Origin of the sequence: Knoellia sinensis KCTC 19936 (genome assembly GCF_000768705.1) — a bacterium.
In the GTDB taxonomy this organism is placed as follows: domain Bacteria; phylum Actinomycetota; class Actinomycetes; order Actinomycetales; family Dermatophilaceae; genus Knoellia; species Knoellia sinensis.
The window spans coordinates 14,558-34,949 of sequence record NZ_AVPJ01000022.1 but is presented as its reverse complement, the minus strand read 5'-3'; the positions used below and the strand labels follow the sequence as shown (position 1 = coordinate 34,949).

The 20,392-nt window shown below is 68.9% G+C and carries 16 protein-coding genes and 1 riboswitch; of the genes, 7 read left to right on the top strand and 9 right to left on the bottom strand.

The features are described from left to right. The first annotated feature begins 741 nt into the window (after window positions 1-741). Window positions 742-1,677, top strand: a complete 936-nt coding sequence (locus tag N802_RS17950) for a LysR family transcriptional regulator (protein ID WP_035919110.1) — start codon at window positions 742-744, stop codon at window positions 1,675-1,677. Window positions 1,678-1,713: 36 nt separating this feature from the next. Here N802_RS17950 and N802_RS17945 read toward each other — a convergent pair whose 3' ends face one another. From N802_RS17945 to N802_RS17915, 7 genes are all read right to left on the bottom strand, one after another. Next, window positions 1,714-4,125, bottom strand: coding sequence for a ComEC/Rec2 family competence protein (locus N802_RS17945; RefSeq protein ID WP_035919108.1), 2,412 nt, complete (start codon window positions 4,123-4,125; stop codon window positions 1,714-1,716). Then, window positions 4,122-5,054 (bottom strand): ComEA family DNA-binding protein, encoded by a 933-nt coding sequence (locus N802_RS17940; protein WP_245613994.1) that lies wholly within the window; start codon window positions 5,052-5,054, stop codon window positions 4,122-4,124. Before N802_RS17940 ends, N802_RS17945 begins: the two co-directional genes overlap by 4 nt. A gap of 91 nt (window positions 5,055-5,145) precedes the next feature. Then, entirely contained in the window at window positions 5,146-5,757 is a 612-nt protein-coding gene (locus tag N802_RS17935; RefSeq protein WP_245613993.1) for a glycerol-3-phosphate acyltransferase, read from the bottom strand. Window positions 5,758-5,770: 13 nt separating this feature from the next. Further along, a complete protein-coding gene (locus tag N802_RS17930) occupies window positions 5,771-6,616 on the bottom strand; it encodes a DegV family protein (RefSeq protein ID WP_035919106.1) in 846 nt (281 codons plus the stop codon). Window positions 6,617-6,669: 53 nt separating this feature from the next. Next, window positions 6,670-8,112, bottom strand: a complete 1,443-nt coding sequence (locus N802_RS17925) for an aminotransferase class V-fold PLP-dependent enzyme (RefSeq protein ID WP_035919101.1) — start codon at window positions 8,110-8,112, stop codon at window positions 6,670-6,672. Between the two features lie 43 nt (window positions 8,113-8,155). After that, a riboswitch (SAM riboswitch) is annotated at window positions 8,156-8,270 on the bottom strand. 163 nt (window positions 8,271-8,433) lie between these two features. Continuing rightward, on the bottom strand, window positions 8,434-8,904 hold the full coding sequence (locus tag N802_RS17920) for an anthrone oxygenase family protein (protein ID WP_035919100.1): 471 nt from the start codon (window positions 8,902-8,904) through the stop codon (window positions 8,434-8,436). Beyond that, on the bottom strand, window positions 8,901-9,794 hold the full coding sequence (locus tag N802_RS17915) for a Rossmann-fold NAD(P)-binding domain-containing protein (protein ID WP_211254460.1): 894 nt from the start codon (window positions 9,792-9,794) through the stop codon (window positions 8,901-8,903). The genes N802_RS17920 and N802_RS17915 overlap by 4 nt, the downstream gene beginning before the upstream one ends. Before the next feature lie 81 nt (window positions 9,795-9,875). Between N802_RS17915 and N802_RS17910 the strand changes: the two genes are divergently transcribed. Continuing rightward, on the top strand, window positions 9,876-10,841 hold the full coding sequence (locus tag N802_RS17910) for an AraC family transcriptional regulator (RefSeq protein WP_035919096.1): 966 nt from the start codon (window positions 9,876-9,878) through the stop codon (window positions 10,839-10,841). A 94-nt stretch (window positions 10,842-10,935) separates the two neighbouring features. Here the strand turns inward: N802_RS17910 and leuS are convergent, their stop codons facing one another. Then, entirely contained in the window at window positions 10,936-13,851 is a 2,916-nt protein-coding gene (gene leuS, locus N802_RS17905; protein WP_035919092.1) for a leucine--tRNA ligase, read from the bottom strand. 268 nt (window positions 13,852-14,119) lie between these two features. Between leuS and N802_RS17900 the strand changes: the two genes are divergently transcribed. Further along, the gene (locus N802_RS17900; protein ID WP_035919090.1) at window positions 14,120-14,917 is read left to right on the top strand and encodes an arginase family protein; all 798 of its coding nucleotides are present in this window, start codon (window positions 14,120-14,122) and stop codon (window positions 14,915-14,917) included. Here the strand turns inward: N802_RS17900 and N802_RS17895 are convergent. Further along, entirely contained in the window at window positions 14,910-15,878 is a 969-nt protein-coding gene (locus tag N802_RS17895) for a helix-turn-helix transcriptional regulator (protein ID WP_156971500.1), read from the bottom strand. The two genes, N802_RS17900 and N802_RS17895, sit on opposite strands and share 8 nt — an antisense overlap. 63 nt (window positions 15,879-15,941) lie before the next feature. Here N802_RS17895 and N802_RS17890 point away from each other — a divergent pair, with 63 nt between their 5' ends. From N802_RS17890 to N802_RS17875, 4 genes are all read left to right on the top strand, one after another. Then, the gene (locus tag N802_RS17890; protein WP_052110142.1) at window positions 15,942-16,967 is read left to right on the top strand and encodes an ABC transporter ATP-binding protein; all 1,026 of its coding nucleotides are present in this window, start codon (window positions 15,942-15,944) and stop codon (window positions 16,965-16,967) included. Continuing rightward, the gene (locus N802_RS17885; protein ID WP_156971499.1) at window positions 16,964-17,782 is read left to right on the top strand and encodes an ABC transporter permease; all 819 of its coding nucleotides are present in this window, start codon (window positions 16,964-16,966) and stop codon (window positions 17,780-17,782) included. The genes N802_RS17890 and N802_RS17885 overlap by 4 nt, the downstream gene beginning before the upstream one ends. A gap of 107 nt (window positions 17,783-17,889) precedes the next feature. Then, window positions 17,890-18,378 (top strand): methyltransferase family protein, encoded by a 489-nt coding sequence (locus N802_RS17880; RefSeq protein ID WP_084072331.1) that lies wholly within the window; start codon window positions 17,890-17,892, stop codon window positions 18,376-18,378. A gap of 139 nt (window positions 18,379-18,517) precedes the next feature. After that, window positions 18,518-20,392, top strand: coding sequence for an ABC transporter substrate-binding protein (locus N802_RS17875; protein ID WP_035919084.1), 1,875 nt, complete (start codon window positions 18,518-18,520; stop codon window positions 20,390-20,392).

Sequence of the window (20,392 nt, the reverse complement as noted above, 5' to 3'; positions counted from 1 at the left end):
CTTACCCGCGGCCATACTTGGGAGTCAAATCAGCGCCCCATCCTTCAGGACGGGCGCCGAACTCGACCACTTGGATCTTCGCGGTGTTGCCAACTGTAGCAGACCCGTGGGCCGCTTCCGAACCGCGTTTCCGCAGGTCAGAGCCAGTTGGACTCTCCCAACCGAACTGCTGTTGAAGGCAGCTCACCAGACGCGGTGTTGCCACCATTCCAGTTTTTGGGGCCAACCCCGGGACCGGCCTACTTCGCGTCGGGCCTCAAGCCCCACACCGTGGTGTCCGTTCCTCCCTCGCGGGCTGACATCGAGAACATTAGAGGACGACTTCGCCAGACGCCAAATCGGGCCAGTCGACCACCCCTGGGTCGCCCACGGAGCACCTTTCTGGCCCCTCCCGACTCGGGTCCCAGACCCCACCAGACGCGCCTATTCGCCGGGGCAGTTGGCCTCGTGGACCAGCGCTGAGGTCACCATCCATCGCCAGTCGGTGGCCGATCCCCCCGCATAAGCGCCCGCACCGCACTGGCACTTCCAGTGCCACCGCCCCAAGGCGTCGCACGTGACACCTGGGTGGTGCGAGCGGCGGGAGGCCCGCCTGCGGGTCAAGGTCCTCATGTCAGTGAGGAGGCGTGCCGGGCGTCCGAGATACCTCCCGGTCGCTTCAACTGGGACCCAGAACTGCGGATCATCACGCCCTGTCACGAGGTCTGGCCTTATGATAACTACGCGTTATAGGATTCATCCATGATTGACGCCGCCGGACTTCGAGTCATGCGCGCCATCGCCGATGAAGGCAGCTTCACCGCGGCGGCGCTCTCCCTGGGCTACTCGCAACCCGCGATCTCGCAGATGGTGCGCCGACTCGAGGCGCGCACGGGGACGACACTCGTCGAGCGCGTAGGGCGCAGCGTGCGCCTCACTGAGGCGGGTGCGGTGCTGGCCCGCCACGCCGGCCCAGTGCTCTCGGCGCTCGACGCAGCGGAGGAGGAGGTGGCCGCCATCGCGGGACTCCGCTCGGGTCGCGTCCGGCTCATGGCCTTCCCGTCAGCGTCGGCAACGCTCGTCCCCAAGGCGTTGGCCATGGTCAAAGCCGAGCACCCGGGCGTGACCATCACGTTCAGCGAGGCGGAGCCGCGCGAGTCCCTCGCCGCCCTGCGAGCGGGCGAGTGCGACCTCGCTGTCGCGTTCGTCTATGAGGGCACCGACCTCGGCCGGGGCGAGGAAGACCTGGACCCGTTCGTCACCACGCCGCTCCTTGACGACGAGGTCCTCCTCGCAGTCCCCCACGACCACGAGCTGGCGCAGGCCAAGAACGTCGACATGGCCGCGCTCAAGGACGAGACCTGGATCGCCGGGTGTCCCCGCTGCCGCGGCCACCTCCTCCAGCTCGCGAGCACAGCCGGTTATGTGCCGGACATCGCCTATGAGACCGAGGACTACGTCGCCGTGATGGGCCTCATCGCCGAGGGCCTCGGCGTCGCGGTCATCCCGGATCTCATCCTCAAGACCGTGCACCACGAGGACGTGGCCGCGCTCCCCATGACGCCAGCCTCCCGTCGCCACATCGTCGCCGTGACGACGCCGGACCTGCAGCGCGTCCCCGCGGTCAAGGCCACGCTTGACGCCCTCGTGGCAAGCGCCCAGGCGTCGAACAGCAAGCCGAGCAAGGCCAAGCGCTGACCGGAGGTCCGCCGCTTGCCACAGTCCCACGGACAGTCATCGCGACGTGACCACGGACAACGCACCATCGCTGTCCACGATCGCGACATGGCCGCGCTGGTCGGTGCGATAGACGGCATACCCGTTGTTCTTGAGCATCGAGAGGTGTGCCGCGGTCGGATGGCCATAGTCGTTGTCCTGTCCCACGCTGATGACTCCCACTGGTGCGCGCACGGCCTCCATGAGCCCAGCGTCGAGGTTGGCGCTGCCGTGGTGCGGCGTCTTGACGACGTCGAAGGCGCCGGCCGCGGCCGCCATCTCGGGATCCCGACGCAACCGAAGGACGAGGTCGTGCGCTGCCTCACGCTCGACGTCCCCGAGGAGCAGTGCGTTCACCTCGCCAGCCCGCACCGCGACGACGATGCTGGTGTTGTTGGGCACGGAACCGGCGGAGATGCGTCGCGCTGGCGCCCAGACGTCAGCAGTTGCCGTCCCGAGCGTCATTCGATCGCCTGCCGCCAGCGCAGACACCGGTATGCCGCGTGCTTGCGTCCAGCGCACCACCTTGCCGACCTGCCACGCCGGTTCCGCGATGGGTGAGGTCAGCACCTGACCCACCCTGCGGCCGCTGAGCACGCCGGGCAGCCCTTCGACGTGGTCGGCGTGGAAGTGCGTCAGCACCACAGCGTCCACGGTGGCGATCCCGAGGGAATCGAGACAGTCGTCCACCGCGCCGGGGTCCGGTCCGGCGTCGATGACGAGAGCGCTCCCGGGACCCGTCCGGACCAGGGCTGCATCGCCCTGCCCGACGTCGCAGAACGCGATCTGCCAGCCGTCTGGAGGCCAGGTGACCCCACGGGTGGGAAAGGTCATCGCAGCCGTCACTGCGACGACGCCGAGCGCCACGACGGGCCTGACGAGCGCGAACCGCGCGAGCCCGCGTCCCGTCAGGACGAGGAGAACGGTCAACACCGCAAGGAGGAACCCACCCATGGCCCCGTCAGGCCACGGCATGGTCCCCCCGGGAACGTCTGCCATGAAGCGTGCCGTCCCGGCGATGCCGAGGGTCGGCACGGCGCCGATCCACCCCACGATCTGGGCTGGACCAGCGGCCACCACGGACAGCAGCGCCGCCACGACACCCGCAATAGTGGCCGGGGCGACAAGGGGCGCGGCGACGAGGTTGGCGAACACCCCGACCACGCTCACTGAGCCTTGGAGGAGTACCACCAGCGGCGCACACATCGCCTGTGCCGCAACAGGAATGGCGATCGCCGGGCCCATGAATGCCAACCTGCCGGGCAGCTGGCGGGCGATCGCATCGCCCCACGGGCGCGTGAACAGCAGCAGTCCGAGCGTGGCGAGCGCGGACAAGGCGAATCCGAACGACCTCGCCATCCACGGGTCGATGAGGAGCACGACGACGATGGCTGCGGCCAGGACCGGCAGCCCCGAAGTGCGTCGGGACCGGCTCATCCCGATGAGGCCGATGAGTCCCATCGTCGCGGCGCGAACCACGCTCGGCTCCGGCCTCGCGAGCACGACGAAGCCCACGATCGCGAGGGCGACGACGACCGGTCGCCAGCGACGCCGAACGCCCAGGAGGACGCAGAGGCCGAGAACCATGCCACCGACGACGGCGATGTTGGAGCCACTCACCGCGGTCAGGTGGGTCATGCCGGTCGCCTGCATCGCCTCGGTGAGGTCCGGCGGAGTCCGGCTGGTGTCACCGATGACGAGGCCGGGCAGGAGCCCACGTGCATCGTCGGGGGTCGGCTCGACAGCCGTGCGGAGCCCCTGCCTCAGGTGCTCGGCGACGCGTGCGACCGGCCCGGCCGCCTCGACCACCTCGACGTCGGAAGCGCGCAGAATGGCGAGCTCGGATCGACCGGGCAGGGGTGGCGCAAGGCGTCCGCGCAACCGAACGCGGTCGTGCCAGCGCACCGTCTTGAGGGCAGTGCCGCCACGCACCGCGACGGCCGCATGTGCCGACGTTGCCATCCCCCGTCCGGTGACCCGATGCGCACTGGCCCGGAACATGACCATCTCCTCGCGGTCACCGCGGACCAGCGGGACATGGGGGTCGGACGTCACCGTGGCCTCGATGGTCACGACCGCCCGGGATGCTGTCAGGTCGTCGAGGTGCCCGACCCCGCGTAGGGCCACCTGGGCGGCACCTGCGACCTGGAGCATGAGCGCCACACCGAGGACGAGAAGCAGTCCGGGACGAGTGAGGTGGCGCTCAGAAGTGGTCCGCACGCCCCTCTGCCACAGACGTGCGAGTGGACCGAGGCCGAGCACGAGGCCGATGAGAACGATCAAGGCGCCGATGAGCCAACCGCGCAGAGCCGGTCCCCCGGTGAGGGTCCACGCAAGCAAAGCCCACCCCAGCAGCGCCGGGACGAGCAGCCGAAGGTCGCTGAAGCGGACCCTCGCGCGCTCCCACTCGTCGACCGGGCCTCCCGTCACAGGGTGACCTTCGGAGTCAGGTTCGCCAGGACCTTCTCGCCGATCCCGCTGACCTCGCCCAGCTCCTCGATGCTCGTGAACCGGCCGTGCTCGGTACGCCAGTCCAGAATCCGTTGTGCGAGAACGGGTCCCACACCCGGGAGGGAGTCCAGGGCAGCCAGGTCCGCGGTGTTGATCGACACCTTGCCCCCGGACCCTGCGGATCCACCAGCACCTGCTCCTGCATCACCTGCTCCCGAACCACCTGTCCCGGCGCCAGCAACTCCGGGGACCACCTGACCTGGTTTGGGCACGACGATCTGCTCCCCGTCGACGACGACACGGGCCAAGTTGACCGCGGTCAGCTCGGCCGATCGCGTGGCACCACCCGCAGCCTTGACCGCATCGCCCACACGCGCGCCGGTCGGCATCCGATAGACCCCGGGCGACGCGACCTCACCGACGACGTGCACCACCGCGCCGGTGCTCGAACTCGCCGCTCCCCCAGGGCTGCCCGATGCCTGGGGAACACCCGCGGAACCGTCCCGAGAGCCGCGCTCGGACGATTCCGGCGAGGCCCGCGACAGGGTCGACGTTCCCCGGGTCACCCCACTGGGAGCGCCGCCTGCCGCCGAACCGACCGGGGCCCCACCTGAGTTCGCGGACCACACCCGTGCACCGAAGACCATGGCAACGAGGGCCACGACGACCAAGACCGCCAGCACCGCCGAACCGCTCGGCGCCCACCTCGCACCCTGGAGGGCCGTCGGCAACTCGAAGATGGGACCACGAGGCATCTCCATCGGTCGATGCCGCCCACCGTCGCCCCCGCGCTCACCGCGCTCGCCCCGCTCGCCCCGCTCGCCGCGCTCGCCCCGCTCGCCGGCACCCTCACGAGCCCTCGCCAGAGCACGAGGTGAGACGGTGTCGGGATGGTGGCGGGACGGCATACGTCGACGGTAGGAATGAACGACCGCTCACCCAACCCTCAAACCACCCACCTGTGGACGACCACGGCCGGCCACAGCCCCTGTGGACAAGTCAGCCGGTCAGCCGACCCAGCCACACCGCGATGTTGCGGCGGTGGCGGGCCAGGACGACGAGGGACAACAGGACCAACCAGACGCCGACCCCGCGGTCCACTGTCGAGTCCGCCCGAGCCGCCACGACGACCCCCGCCAGCGCAAGGAACAGCGTCGCCATGACCGACGCGTCACCGAGTCGCTTGACGAAGGGCAACGTCACGAGGAATACCGCGAGGCCAGCCACGGCAGCCCACGGAATCACGACGGCCATCGCCCCGAGTGACGTCGCGACGCCCTTGCCCCCGCGGCCACCCAGGTAGGGACTGTAGATGTGGCCGAGGACGCATGCGAACCCACCGAGGAGGGCGACCCAGATGCCCAGGGTGCGCAACACGATGAAGGTCGGGACCAGGCCCTTGAGCACGTCGAGGACCCCCACGACGATCCCCCACTTCTTGCCGAGGACCCGACCGAGATTCGTCGCCCCCGGGTTGCCTGACCCGACGTGGGCGATGTCGATCCCCCGCGAGCGACCCACGATCGTCGCCGGGTTGAGGCCACCGATCGCGAAACAGATCGTCGCGACGACGAGCGCCAACAGGATCTGGCCGGGCACGAGAAGGCTCACGGCATGGCCACGGTCAGACCCGCGGACTCACCGCGACGGCCAGCGTGCCCGGACCGACGTGCGCTCCGACGACGGCACCGAGCTCCACGACGCTGAAGTCCTCGAGACCGTCGATCCGCGAACGCAGCCGCTCGGCAAGCTTTTCGGCCCGTTCCTCCGAGTCGAGGTGATGCACGGCGACATCGACCGAACCGGCGGCGGTGGCAGCCTCGACGGCGAGTTCTTCGAGGCGAGCAATCGCGCGTGACGACGTGCGCACGCGCTCGAGGGGGACGATCGAGCCATCGGCGAGTCCCAGGATCGGCTTGATCGACAGAGCCGATCCGAGGAGGGCATTGGCCTTGCCGATCCGGCCGCCACGCCGAAGGTGCTCGAGAGTGTCGACATAGAACACGACGGTCGCGCCCGAACACCGAGTGCGCACCACGGCGGCCACCTCGTCCATCGACCCCCCACTCGCGGCGAGTCGCGCACCAGCCAGGACGGCATACCCCATGGCCATGCCCAGAGCGCGACTGTCGATGACGGTCACCGGGACGGGCGACTGCCGGGCAGCGAGCTGGGCAGACGCCAGGGTGCTCGACATGTCGGAGGAGATGTGGACCGACACGATGGAGTCGGCACCCCGCTCCGCGACTGACCGATAGACGTCGAGGAACGCCTGCGGCGACGGACGCGACGTGGACACCGGCCGGAACGACCGCAGCGCCTCGGCCACCTCGTGAGCATCGACGTCGACCCCCTCACGATGCTCCTTGCCACCGACGACGACATGCAGTGGAACGACCTCGATGCCGTGGGCCCCGAGGAGGTCCGGAGACAGATATGCCGTGGAATCGGTGACGAGTGCGGTGGCCACGTGCTGAGGCTATCCGCCCCGTCGTGAGGGTGTGCGCGGTGCGCGCAGTTCGGTCACCAGGGGAGATCGACGAGCGACGGTCGGTCGTCCGCGACCGGGACCCAGCCGCGCCCGTCGACCTGCTCGTATGCCGTTCCCGGTCCCTCCGCCGCCAGCGTCGCCACGGCCGCGAGGAGTCGCTCCACGTGCTCATCGGTGGTGGCGAGGCCAGCGCTGACGCGGACCGCACTCGTCACCTGCGCGTCTTCGTCAGCGAGCAGCGCGTCGACCAGGAGGTGTGCGCAGAACTTGCCGTCGCGGACCCCGATCCCGTGCTCGGCCGAGAGCGCCGCAGACACGAGCGAGGACTCGAGTCCGTCGATGGTGAAGGTCACGACCGGCGCCCGGTCGGCGGAGTCGCCGAAGATGCTGTAGGTCTCGACGCCCTCGATGGCACGCAGGCCCTCCACGAGGCGCTCGGTGAGGCGTCGCTCGTGCGACTCGAGGGCGCCGCGGTTCTCACGGATCGCCGCGCAGGCCGCGGCGAGGGCGATGGCCCCGAGCACGTTGGGCGTCCCCCCCTCGTGACGGGCGGGTCCGGTCTTCCAGGTCGTGGTGAGCGGGCTGACCTCCGCCGTGGCGCCGCCGCCGGCCAGGTAGGGCGCGGCCGCGTCGAGCCAGTCGGACCGACCCACGAGGACGCCGGCACCGTAGGGCGCATAGATCTTGTGGCCGCTGAAGGCGACGTAGTCGACGCCGAGGGTGTCGAGGTCGACGCGCCGGTGGCCCACGAGCTGAGCCGCGTCGAGGGCGATGCGTGCTCCCCGTTCGCGGGCGAGCGTCGCGAGCCGCTCCACGGGCCAGTACTCCCCTGTGACGTTCGAGGCGCCGGTCAGGACGACGAGGACGCTCGACGACGTGGCGCGCTGGAGAGCGTCGCGCAGGAGCGCCTCGGCGTCCTGGTGGGTCAACGGAACAGGGAGGCGGGTGGTCCGGCGTGACTCCCAGGGCAGCAGGGTGGCATGGTGCTCGGTCGCGAACACGATGACCTGGGTGCGACGTGGCAAGGCACGAGCCAGCAGGTTGAAGGAGTCGGTCGTGTTCCGGGTGAAGACGACCTCGTCGCCCTCGCGGGCACCCACGAAGCGCGCCACTTCGACCCGTGCCGCCTCGTAGTAGTGGCTCGACACCTGGCTGGCCCAACCCTGCCCGCGGTGGACGCTGGAGTACGTCGCCGTCGCCTTGTCGACAGCAGCCCTGACGCTGACGAGGGCCGGCGTGGACGCACCGTGGTCGAAGTTGGCGTACTCGACGAACGTGCCGTGGCAGGTCGGGACTCGCGGGGCCTCGACGACGGCGGGAACCACGGCTGGCGCACTCGGGGTCGCTGGGGCTTGGAGTGGTGTGAGCGTCGTGGAACCGCGGCTCGTGGTGGCCACGGGCGCCGGCACCGAGCGGAGCCACGGCTGGCGGCGCGTCGGGGTGAAGGTGTGAGGAATCGAGCTGGCGATGGACATCTGGTGCTCCCTGGAGAGTCAGTGGACCCTCGAGGTGCTCGCGAGTCCGCGCTTGCCAACTGCGTTGCTGCAGCCGACCAGGTCGTCACCCGGAGCACCCCACCGCGGAGGAGGGTTGCCGACCAGCAAGCCGGGGCTATGCGCTGGTACTCGTGACCTTGGGACAGGACTGTAGACCGAGGGCGCGGAGCCACGGGACCCTTCGTCCACGACCCGAGACACCCCGACCCGACTTTGTGCCCCATTGGGAAACGTCCCGTCGGCCGAAGGCCCCGACGGCGTGTCCCAATGGGGCACAAAGTCGGGTGGCCGCGGTCGGCTTCAGGCGCGGGCCGCGGCGATCGCGAGGAGGACCGCGGAGCCCAGGCTGGCGACCGTGCGAACGTCGTTCCACGTCGTCCACCGCGACATGTATGCCGTCCACTCGCCTGCCGCTTCCGCACCCGGGACGAGTGCGTCGATCTTGTTGTTGACGGGCACGTTCCCCACTCCGGTGACGACGAGCGACGCCAGCCCGAGGAGCCCTCCGCTGACGAGAAGCGCACCTTCTTCACCCTCCTCCGTGAGGGCGGTCACGATGGAGGCGAGGCTCCCGATGGCCACACCTCCCATCGGCAGGGCGAGCAGGCTTTGCGGCGCCTTGGCATTGAAGGCCTGCATGGCGACGATGCCGTCTCGAGCAGACAGGGTCCGCAGTCCCGGCACGACAAACGACGAGAACGCGAACATCGCCCCAGCGAACACCGAGCCGGCGACTGCCGTGGCGCCGGGAATCCAGACGGCGGCGCTCATCGCGCACCACCCCAGCTGTCGTTCGCCGCACCGTCCTTCGCCCAGTCGTGGAACGAGCGCGGCTCGCGGCCGAGCGCCTCGCGCACCCCGGTCGCGGGCGTGATGTTGCGCCCGTCGAGTAACTCCTCGAACATCCCCGCGAGGAAGGCAGCCGCCGGCTCGTCGAGTCCTTGCGCGACCGCTCCTGCGATGAATTCGCCCTCGCTCACCCGGACGAAGTCGACGGGTCGGCCACTCAGGGCGGAGACGATTCCGACGGCCTCGACAAGAGTGACCGATACGGGGCCCGTGAGTTCATGGACGACGCCCGAGTGCCCGTCCTCGGTCAGGGCCAGCACCACGACATCCGCCAGGTCATCGAGGTCGAGGAAGGGTTCCGGTACGTCCCCCGGAGCGGACATCGCGAGGACCCCGGTGTGCAGGGCATCGGCGAACATCCCCTCGGTGAAGTTCTGGGAGAACCAGGCGCAACGGCATACGGTCACGTATGGATGGGCCGCGAAAGCGGCCTGCTCGGACGCAGCAGCTCCATCCTCGCCGCGCCCGGACAAGAGCACGAGACGCTCGACACCGACCTCCCGCGCAAGTCCGGCGACGGCGCCGATCGCGGCTGCGGCTCCCGGAATCGTGAGGTCCGGTTGATAGGCGATGTATGCCGCCCGCGCGCCTTCCAGCGCACCGCGCCAGGTCGTCGGGTCGTCCCAGTCGAAGATCGGACTGGTCGAGCGGGAAGCGAAGCGGGCCTCGATGCCATGAGCGGTGAGGCGTGCGGCAACGCGAGCGCCGGTCTTTCCGGCTCCGCCGAGGATGACGACGGACCCCAGGTCAGGGGCGTGGTCGGGAACGGTCATGCGTCGCTGGGAGGGTCGCGAACTCTGTGTGGTGGTCATGGATCCATTCCAGCTAAGGTGTCGTGGACGATCCATGGTTCAAGTGCTCGGTTTCATACGTCAGCGTCTATTCTGGAAAACATGGATGCGTTCTCCGCTGTGCTCGACGGGCCGAGGGCCCGCGGCGCGTTCCTGCTGCGCATCGTTCTGGCGCCACCGTGGGCTGTGCGCATCGAGGACGAGGCGCCGCTGACGGTGATCACCGTCGTCAGGGGCACCGCGTGGGTCACCGACGACGCCGGCGAACGGCTCCGTCTCGACCCCGGGGACGTCGCGCTCATCCGCGGACCCCGCCCGTACGTCTTCGCCGACTCCCCCGACACCCCGCCACAGGTGCGAGTCGACACCGACCAGCATTGCTGGGCCCTGGACGACGGCCGCAGCCTCGTCAACGAGATGATGATGGGCGTCCGGACGTGGGGCAACACTGCCGCAACCGCCGATGATGCGACGGTCTCGCTCGTCGGTGCGTACGACCTCACCAGCCAGATCACGCCCCTTCTGGTCGGCCTGCTCCCGCGCACTGCCGTCATCCGGGACGCCGACTGGACCTCACCCGTGCGCGACCTCCTCGTCGGTGAGGTCGGCCGGGACGCGGCTGGGCAGGGCGTAGTCCTCGACCGGATGCTCGACCTCGTCCTCATCGAGGCCCTCCGCCATTGGTTCACCACCCGCGCCGACGACGCCCCCACGTGGTGGCTCGCTGCCGAGGACGAACTCGTGGGACCAGCGATCCGCGCGATGCAGTCCGACGCCGCCCGTGGATGGACCGTCGAGTCGCTCGCCCGCGAGGCCGGGATGTCTCGGGCCGCGTTCGCACGCCGCTTTCACGAGCTGGTCGGCAGTCCGCCGATGGCGTTCCTCACCCAGTGGCGACTGTCGCTCGCGGCGGACCTGCTCCGGGACACCGATGCCACGATCGCGTCCGTGGCCCGCGACGTGGGCTACAGCAGTCCGTTCTCGCTGAGCGCGGCGTTCACGCGGCGCTACTCAGCCAGCCCCACGGCATACCGAAAGAACTCCCGGGACGACCGACGCCCCGCCTGAACGGCCAACTTTGTGCGCCAATGGGACACGATCCGTCGGCCGAAGGCCTCCGTCATCGTGTCCCACCGGGGCACAAAGTTGCAGGAAGCGCCGGTCAGAGCGGGACGACGTTGACGAGTTTGGGCGCGCGCACGATGACCGTCCGAACTCCCCCCGCCGTCGCCTCGACGACCTTGGGCAGGGCGAGTGCCTTCTCACGCAACTCGTCCTCGCTGATGTCCGACGGCACCTCGATGCGGTCCCGAACCTTGCCCTTGATCTGGACGACGCACGTCACCGAGTCCTCGACGAGCAGGGCCGGGTCGGCCACCGGGAAGTCCTCGTGCGTCAGCGACTCGGCGTGGCCGAGCCGACTCCACAACTCCTCGGCGATGTGCGGGGCGAGCGGCGCGACCATCAGAACGATCTGCTCGGCGGCGGCGCGGGGCACCGCGTCGAGCTTGGTCAGCGCGTTGTTGAACTCGATGAGCCGCGCGATCGCTGTGTTGAAGCCCAGCTCGTCGTAGTCCCTGCGGACCGCGTCGATGGTCCGGTGCAGGATGCGCGACGTCGCGTCGTCGATGGGCTCGTCGACGACCCGCACCTCGCCAGTCTCCTCGTCGACGACGTTGCGCCACAGGCGTTGCAGGAAGCGCTGCGAGCCGACGATGGCACGTGTGTCCCAGGGCTTGCTCTGGTCCAGAGGCCCCATGCCCATCTCGTAGAGGCGCAGTGTGTCGGCGCCGTACGCGGCGTACATGTCGTCCGGCGACACCATGTTCTTGAGGGACTTGCCGATCTTGCCGAACTCCCGAGTGACCGGCTGGCCCCGCCACGTGAAGGCGGACTGGCCGTCCTCACCCACCGACTCCTCGACCTCGGAGGCCTCGACCGGCTGCCCGCGGTCGTCACGGTAGGCCGGCGCCTGGATGTAGCCCTGCGAGAAGTACGTGCGGAACGGCTCTTCGCTCGAGACATGACCGAGGTCGAACAGCACCTTCTGCCAGAAGCGGGCATAGAGCAGGTGCAGCACCGCGTGCTCGACACCGCCGATATAGAGGTCGACGCCGCCGGGGTCGCGCGTCCCGGCCGGAGCGCCAGCGACCGGCGTCTCGCGCGGCCCGACCCAGTACTCCTCGGTCGCGGCGGAGACGAGCTCGTCGTGGTTCTCCGGGTCGAGGTAGCGCAGGTGGTACCAGCACGACCCGGCCCAGTTGGGCATCGTGTTGGTCTCGCGGCGGTACTTCTGGACACCTCGCCCGTCACCGAGGTCGAGCTCCACCTCGACCCATTCGCGGACCCGGCCCAGTGGCGGCTCCGGCTCACTCGCGGCGTCGTTGGGGTCGAACGTCCGCGGGCTGTAGTCGGGAACCTCGGGCAGCTCGATCGGCAACATCGACTCGGGCACACCGTGAGCCACACCGTCGGTGTCGAAAACGATGGGGAACGGCTCACCCCAGTAGCGCTGACGGCTGAACAGCCAGTCGCGCAGCTTGTAGCTCACCGTGGCCTCGCCGAAGCCCTGCGCGACGAGCCAGTCGATCATCGCCGCCTTGGCCTCGGCGATCGGCTTGCCGTTGAGGTCGAGGGTGTCGTTGGCCGAGTTGATCGCCGGGCCCTCGCCACCGAACGCCTCGTCCTCCGGGTGACCCTCGGTCGGCTGGACCGTGCGGATCTTGGGCAGGTCGAAGACATCGGCGAAGTGCCAGTCACGCTCGTCCTGGCCGGGCACCGCCATGATCGCGCCGGTGCCATAGCCCATGAGGACGTAGTCGGCGATGAAGATCGGGATCTCGGTCCCCGTGGCCGGGTTGGACGCGTAGGCGCCGGTGAAGACGCCCGTCTTGTCCTTGCCCTCCATCTGGCGCTCGACGTCGCTCTTGCGCGAGGCGGCCAGCCGGTATGCCGTCACGCTCGCTTCCGGAGTCGCCTCACCTCCCGTCCAGGTCGGGTTCGTGCCTGCCGGCCACTCCCCCTGTGGGACAAGGGAGTCGACGAGCGGGTGCTCCGGAGCGAGGACCATGAAGGTCGCGCCGAAAAGGGTGTCCGGACGGGTCGTGAAGACCTCGATCGGCTCGGTGCCGTCAGGCGCACCCACGACCTGGAAGGCGACGCGAGCGCCGTGGCTGCGACCGATCCAGTTGCGCTGCATGGCCTTGACCTTCTCCGGCCACTCGACGCGGTCGAGGTCGTCGGCGAGGCGGTCGGAGTAGTCGGTGATGCGCATCATCCACTGGCGCAGGTTGCGCTTGAACACGGGGAAGTTCCCGCGCTCGGAGCGACCGTCGTTGGTCACCTCCTCGTTGGCCACGACCGACCCGAGGCCGGGTGCCCAATTCACGGGAGCCTCGGAGGCATAAGCGAGTCGGTGGGAGTCGATGACCTCGGCGCGCTCGACGGCACTCAGGTCACTCCAGGAACGCTCGTCTCCGTCCGGCAATGCCCGCGCACCGGACTCGAAGTCGGCGATGAGCTCGGTGATGGGGCGCGCGCGCCCGAGGCCACCGTCGGGGCGCACTGCCTCGCGGTCGTACCAGGAGTTGAAGATCTTGAGGAAGATCCACTGCGTCCAGCGGTAGTACTCCGGGTCCATCGTCCGAATGGCCCGCCGGTTGTCCAGGCCCAGCCCGAGGCGACGCAGCTGCCGCTTCATGATGACGATGTTGGCCTCGGTGGTGACGCGCGGATGCTGACCAGTCTGGACGGCATACTGCTCCGCCGGCAGGCCGAAGGCGTCCATGCCCAGGCAGTGCAGGACGTTCTTGCCGAGCATGCGGTGATAGCGCGAGAAGACGTCGGTGGCGATGTAGCCGAGCGGGTGTCCGACATGCAGCCCGGCACCACTGGGGTACGGGAACATGTCGAGGACCAGCATGTGGCCCCCGTCGTAGGAGGCGACCTTCTCGGGGTCGGCGAACGGACCGGACGGGTTGGGCGCGTTGAAGACGCCGCTCTCCTCCCAGCGGTCCTGCCAGGCCAGCTCGATCTGGTCGGCCAGCTCGGCCGTGTAACGGTGCGCCGTCTCGCTCATCTCATCCTTGCCTCATCGGTGCCTCTGTCATCGGTGCCTCTGGCCACAAAAAAGCCCCTCGCGCAGGAGGGGTTCGCCGCGGTGACGTCCTGTGTGGACCGTCAGCGCGGCTGCGGAAGAAGCAGCTGCCGTGACATCGCGCCAAGACTATCGCAGAACCACCTTCGACTTTGTGCCCCATTGGGACCGTCCCAGCACCAGTGCGCCGAGCGCAAACTGGTCCCAATGGGGCACAAAGTCGGTGACGAAGCCCGTGTGAGAATGGCCCATGGTGTCCCCGTGGAAGGTCCTGAACTACGTCGGTCCGGCCGGCGACCACAACGACCACGCGATGTCCGCGTCCCCCGACGTCGCCGCTGCATTGGCCGAGCGACTTGCCGTGGCGCCACAGGTGATTGGGACCCCCGGGCCCGCCGAGCCGCAACGGTGGGACGGGGAACTCGTGCGCGCCCGGGCCGACCTCCAGCTCATGGCGGGTGCGGTGGACGACGCATTGGCGAGCGGGGCACGCCCAGCACTCGCGATCACGCGCTGCGCCGTGGCCCTCGCCACCCAGCCGGTGGTGCTTCGTCACCGTCCCGACGCGGTGGTGGTCTGGCTCGACGCGCACGCCGACATCAACGTGCCCGACAACAGTGACACCGGATTTCTGGGCGGCATGGCTCTCTCCGGTCCGTTGGGTTGGTGGGACTCAGGGTTTGGTGGAGGCTTGCCGGAGGGCCAGGCGATCCTCGTCGGATGTCGGGACATCGACCCCGCCGAACAGGCTCACCTCGACGCCGGTCGCGTCGCCTTCGTCGCCCCCGGCCCCGGGATCGGCGACCGGCTGGCCGAGGCCATCGACGGACGCCCCGTCTATTTCCATCTCGACTGCGACGTCCTCGAGCCGGGCCTCGTGCGCACGGACTACTCCGTGAGCGAGGGGCTCACCTTCGAGGACCTGCGCGCCTGTGCTGCTGCGGCGGCCGGCTCCGAGGTCGTGGGGTTCGAGGTGGGCGAGTTCGAAGGAGCGGCATCGCGCACGGCGGCTGATCTCGTCGAAGCACTCTCACCGCTCTTCACCTGAGTGTGCGTGCGGCGCCAGCTGCTCCGAGGCGGGCGGCCGCGGCGGCGCAGGCTGAGCGCAGTTCGTCCGGTGCGTCGATCGCGAAAGGAGCATCGAGCGAGGCAAGGAGCATGACCGGCCACTCGAGCGAGTCGACCTTCATCTCCAGGAGGCACGCGTCATCGGCGACAGGTGTCACGTCGCCCCAACGACCCACGGTCGTCGACACGCGGTCGGCGGGGGCATCCACGCGGACCCGCACGGCATACCTCTGCGGTATGGCACGAAAGCCGGCTCGGACGAAGGTGAGGGCGTCCTCGGTCGGGAGATCCCGCGCGCGGAAGCGTTGACCGGTCAGTCCCGGCTCGCTCACCCGGTCGACGCGGAACGAACGCCAGTCCTGGCGGTCGCGGTCCCACGCGACGAGGTACCACCGACGACCCAGGGAGACGAGCCGGTGCGGCTCGACCCGCCGATGCGTGGAGTCCGCATCGCGGGAGACGTAGTCGAAGGTGATCGACTCGTCGTCACGGCAGGCCTGTGCGAGCGTCGTGAGGATCGCGGCATCCACCGTCGGACCCCTGGACCACGGCTCGGGCGAGTCTGTCTGGGAGGCGAGCGCATCCATCCGGCGTCGTAAGCGCGGCGGCATGAGCGCGACCACCTTCGCGAGTGCCTGCACCGAGGTCTCCTCGAGTCCGCCGACCGAACCGGCTGCCGAGGTGCGCAGGCCGGCCGCGATCGCGACGGCTTCATCGTCCTCGAGGAGCAGCGGTGGAAGCTGCCCACCCGCTCGAAGTTGGTAGCCACCAGCCACGCCGCGGGTGGCGTCGACGGAGTAGCCGAGGTCCCGGAGTCGCTCGATGTCACGGCGGAGGGTCCGCCCGCTCACATCGAGCCGCGCGGCCAACTCGTCTCCCGGCCAATACCTGTGGGTCTGCAGCAGGGACAGGAGGCTGAGCATCCGCGCACTCGTCGACATGTCTTTGAGACTAGATTCGATTGAGGACAGAACCTGTCCTAAGCAATTCCTAGCGTGGTCGACATGGACACCACAACAGGCAGGAAGAGCAGCGGCCCGGTCATCAGGACCTCGGCCCTCACCCGCACCTTCACCCGGGGCAAGCAGACCGTCGAGGCCGTTCGCGGACTCGACCTCGAGGTCCACGACGGAGAGCTCGTGGCACTCCTCGGGCCCAACGGCGCCGGCAAGTCGACCACCCTTCGCATGCTCACGACCCTCATTGCGCCGACGTCGGGAACCGCCGAGGTCGCCGGCTTCGACGTCGTCCGCGACCAGCGGGCCGTGCGCCAGTCGATCGGCTACGTGGGCCAGGGCAACGCGGCGGCCCACCAGCAGCGGGGGCGCGACGAAGTTGTGAGTCAGGCGCGCGCGCACGGACTGTCGCGGTCGGAGGCGAACCGACAGGCCGACGAGTTGCTCGAGACCTTCGACCTCACCGAACACGCGATGCGGCCGGTTTCGACCCTGTCCGGCGGGCAGCGGCGCCGACTCGACGTCGCCATCGGCCTCGTGCACCAGCCGCGGCTGATGTTCCTCGACGAGCCGTCCACCGGACTGGACCCACAGAATCGGGTCAACCTCCAGGAACAGGTCCGACGACTCAACCGTGATCTCGGGACGACGATCGTGCTGACGACGCACTACCTCGAAGAGGCCGACGCCATCGCCGACCGTGTGATCGTCATCGATCACGGACTCGTCATCGCCGACGACACCGCGACCGCGCTCAAGGCCGGTCTCGGCGACCTGGTGTCGCTCGGCTTCGCACGACCGCAGGACGCCTCGGCGGCAGCGGCGCGTGCAGAGCGACTCGACGGGGCGTCCGTCACCACCACCGGGACCAGCGTCGACATCCGAGTCCCCCATGGACGCGACCTCGCCCCATCGCTGGTCACCGACCTCGCCTCGACGGGCACACCCGCACAACGGATCGAGGTCGTGAGCGCGACGCTCGACGACGTGTTCCTCCACCTCACCGGGCGCAGCCTGCGTGAGAGCAACCAGACCAGCACCGACAGCACCACCGACGAAGGAGAAGCGGCATGACCACCATCGAGGCCTCCCCCGCTCGTGCGACCGAGATGGCCGCCGGACCCGAATCCCGGCGCCGCACGCCCGGCTTCGTGGCCGACACCTGGAACGTCATGACGCGCGAGCTGAAGCCCATGCTCCGCGAACCGGCGTCCATCCTCTTCGCCATGGTTCAGCCGCTCGTCTTCCTGGCGCTCTTCGCACCCCTGCTTCCCGACGTCGGAACGGGCTCGGCCCTGCAGTGGTTCGTCCCCGGAATCATCGCGATGACCGCACTCATGGGTGCCTCGATGACCGGATCCAACCTCACGCTCGAAATGAACACGGGCTCTCACGAACGGCTGCTCGTGTCGCCGCTGCGCCGCTCCGCGTTGCTCGTCGGCCGCGCCCTCAAGGAGGTCGTGCCCGTCCTTGCCCAGGGCATCCTGATCGTCGCGGTCGTCACGCCCTTCTCGTTCGACCTGCACCCTGTGGGAGTCATCGTCGGGCTCGCGATCATCGCGACGTTCGCCGTGGGCGTCGGGTCGTTGTCGTTCGCCCTGGCCTTGGTGTCGAAGGGCCAGGACTGGATCTTCTGGACCGTGCAACAGACCCTGATCTTCCCCGTGCTGCTGCTCGCCGGCGTGCTGCTGCCGATCGACGACGGAGCCCCGGGCTGGCTCAGGTTCCTCGGGGACCTCAACCCGCTGGCCTACATCGTCGAGGCCGAACGCGCCCTGTTCGCGGGCACTTTCCCTGCCGGCACGGTCCTGGCCGGCATCGGGGCAGCGGTGGGAGTCGCCGCACTCGGCCTGGTCGTCGGGCTCCGCACGATGAGTCGCGCCGACTGACTCTCCGACTTTGTGCCCCGTTGGGACACGCAGCGTTGGCCGAAGGCCTCCCTGCGCGTGTCCCAACGGGGCACAAAGTCGAGCAGCCGCGGGACTACGCTCTGTGCATGTCCAGCCCCGGCTCTGCTGGTACGGGCGAACCCGCCACGGTTCCCTTCCGGCTGTGGCCGCCGATCGCTGTGGGAGGCCCACTCCTGGTGGGCGCCATGGTGACGTGGCTGATCGGCGATCCATTCTCGATGGGCGCCTGGAGGGTGCCGCTGGGCTGGCTCCTCGTGATGCTGTTCGTGCTGTGGAACGGCTGGGCGCTCATCCTCTTCCACCGCCAACGAACCGGGCTGCTCCCCGGTCAGGCAACCACGGTGATCATGGAGTCAGGGCCGTTCTCGCTGTCACGCAATCCGCTCTACCTCGGCATGCTGGTGCTCCACGCCGGCATCGCTCTGCTCATTCCGTCGGTCTGGGCCCTGCTGATGGTCCCCGTCGCTGCGGCCCTGCTGCACTGGGGCGCGATCCTCCCGGAGGAGCGATTCCTCGCGCGCGAGTTCGGCGCCGACTACACGGACTACGCATCGCGAGTTCGCCGCTGGCTGTAGCGCGGAGCCGGTCGCGGATAACGGACTGAACAATATTCACGCACTAGGGGTCCATAGAGAAACTAAGTTGCCCTAGCGTGGCCATCGGTGTGCGACTCGCACCAGAGACAACGTCGTCCGAACGAGCGAGGGAACAGCCATGGTCAGGTCGAGGGACAGCCACGCGAGAACGACTCCTGAATGGCGGGTGGGGCGTCGGCGACGCCGAGCCGTCGCCGGTGTCGTCAGCATTCTGGGGTTGCTCGCCGCCCTCCTCGTCGGAGGCGCGTCGGCTCAGGCGGCCCCCGCGGAGGGATCGGCGGGCGAGGAGAAGGTTCTCACCATCGCGGTGTCACAGGAGGTGGACTCACTCAGTCCCTTCCTGGCGGTACGCCTGATCACCACGAGCCTGGGCCGGCTCATGTACGACTTCCTCACCAACTACGACCCCAAGACCGGCGAGTCCATCCCCGCCCTGGCCGAGAAGTGGGAAACGTCCGAGGACGGCTTGACCTGGACCTACACGATCCGCGAGACCAACTGGTCCGACGGCCAGCCCGTCACCGCGGAGGACGCACGCTGGACCTTCGACACGATGATGAAGGACGAGGCCGCGGCCACCGCCAATGGCAACTTCGTCGAGAACTTCGAGAGCGTGACCGCCCCCGACCCGAGGACGCTCGTCATCAAGCTCAAGGCTCCCCAGGCGACGATGCTCGCCCTCGACGTGCCGATCCTGCCCAAGCACAAGTGGGAGAACGCGGGGGACTTCGCGAAGTTCAACAACGACAAGGAGTTCCCGGTCGTCGGCAACGGCCCCTGGATCCTCAGCGAGCACGACGTGAACAACTCCATCACCCTCGTCCCCAACAAGGACTTCTGGCGAGGCGCACCCAAGTTCGACAAGCTCGTGTTCCGCTACATCACCGATCCTGACGCACAGGTCGAGGCACTCAAGGCCGGCGAGGTCTCGTTCGTCTCAGGGCTGACACCGGCCCAGGCCCGCAGCCTCGAGGGCGCCGACAACATCACGGTCAACAAGGCCAAGGGCAAGCGCTTCCAAGCGATCACGCTCAACCCGGGGGCGAAGCTGCAGGACGGCACCGAGTTCGGCGACGGCAACAAGGCCCTCAAGGACCCGGTCGTCCGCGAAGCCCTGGTGCGCACCATCGACCGTGAGGCGATCTACAAGACGGCCTACGGCGGCTTCGGTGAGGCCAACGGCGGCTACATCCCGTCGCGCTACTCCGACTACCACTGGGAGCCCAGCGACGCCGAGGCCGTCGGGTTCGACGTCGCCAAGGCGAACGAAATCCTCGACGCAGCCGGCTACGCGAAGGGGGCGGACGGCATACGGGCCAAGGACGGTCTGAAGCTGTCGTTCCGCTTCAACGTGCACGCCAACAATCCTCAATACATCCAGGCCGCCGAAATGATGCGCGAGTGGGCCAAGGAAGCCGGCATGGAGCTCAAGGTCCTGCCCGTCTCCGAGGTCGGTGCCCTCCTCGACGCCGGGACCTACGACATCCTCACGACCGGCTGGAGCGTCAACCCCGACCCCGACTACATCCTCGGCATCAACCGATGCTCCGGGCTGCCGGCCAAGGTCGGCGGGCCGTACCTGTCCGACGCCTACTACTGCAACCCCGAGTACGACAAGCTCTACGCCGCACAACTCGCCGAGCTCGACCGCGCCAAGCGCGCCGAGATCGTCAAGCAGATGCAGGAGATCCTCTACAAGGACAACATCTTCGTGGTGTGGGGCTACGCCGACCAGCTCGAGGCCTTCCGCAGCGACGTCATCGGCTCGATGACCCCGCAGCCCGACCCTGGTGGCAACTTCAACGGCCAGGACGGCTACTGGTCCTGGTGGTCCGCAACGCCCGCGGGTGAGGAGTCGAACGAGGACTCCGGCGGCACCACCGGCAACACGGGTCTGGTCGTCGGTGTCGGCGCCGCAGCCCTCGCCGCACTCGGAGGGGCGTTCCTCGTCGCCCGCCGGCGCGGTGGTGCCACTGCCGACGACCGGGAGTAG

Bases quoted from the DNA above. Each gene is read 5' to 3' on its own strand.
- N802_RS17950 (WP_035919110.1), top strand. From the start codon at position 742: ATGATTGACGCCGCCGGACTTCGAGTCATGCGCGCCATCGCCGATGAA.
- N802_RS17940 (WP_245613994.1), bottom strand. From the start codon at position 5,054: ATGCCGTCCCGCCACCATCCCGACACCGTCTCACCTCGTGCTCTGGCG.
- N802_RS17925 (WP_035919101.1), bottom strand. From the start codon at position 8,112: ATGTCCATCGCCAGCTCGATTCCTCACACCTTCACCCCGACGCGCCGC.
- N802_RS17920 (WP_035919100.1), bottom strand. From the start codon at position 8,904: ATGAGCGCCGCCGTCTGGATTCCCGGCGCCACGGCAGTCGCCGGCTCG.
- N802_RS17915 (WP_211254460.1), bottom strand. From the start codon at position 9,794: ATGACCACCACACAGAGTTCGCGACCCTCCCAGCGACGCATGACCGTT.
- N802_RS17910 (WP_035919096.1), top strand. From the start codon at position 9,876: ATGGATGCGTTCTCCGCTGTGCTCGACGGGCCGAGGGCCCGCGGCGCG.
- leuS (WP_035919092.1), bottom strand. From the start codon at position 13,851: ATGAGCGAGACGGCGCACCGTTACACGGCCGAGCTGGCCGACCAGATC.
- N802_RS17900 (WP_035919090.1), top strand. From the start codon at position 14,120: ATGGTGTCCCCGTGGAAGGTCCTGAACTACGTCGGTCCGGCCGGCGAC.
- N802_RS17895 (WP_156971500.1), bottom strand. From the start codon at position 15,878: ATGTCGACGAGTGCGCGGATGCTCAGCCTCCTGTCCCTGCTGCAGACC.
- N802_RS17890 (WP_052110142.1), top strand. From the start codon at position 15,942: ATGGACACCACAACAGGCAGGAAGAGCAGCGGCCCGGTCATCAGGACC.
- N802_RS17885 (WP_156971499.1), top strand. From the start codon at position 16,964: ATGACCACCATCGAGGCCTCCCCCGCTCGTGCGACCGAGATGGCCGCC.
- N802_RS17880 (WP_084072331.1), top strand. From the start codon at position 17,890: ATGTCCAGCCCCGGCTCTGCTGGTACGGGCGAACCCGCCACGGTTCCC.
- N802_RS17875 (WP_035919084.1), top strand. From the start codon at position 18,518: ATGGTCAGGTCGAGGGACAGCCACGCGAGAACGACTCCTGAATGGCGG.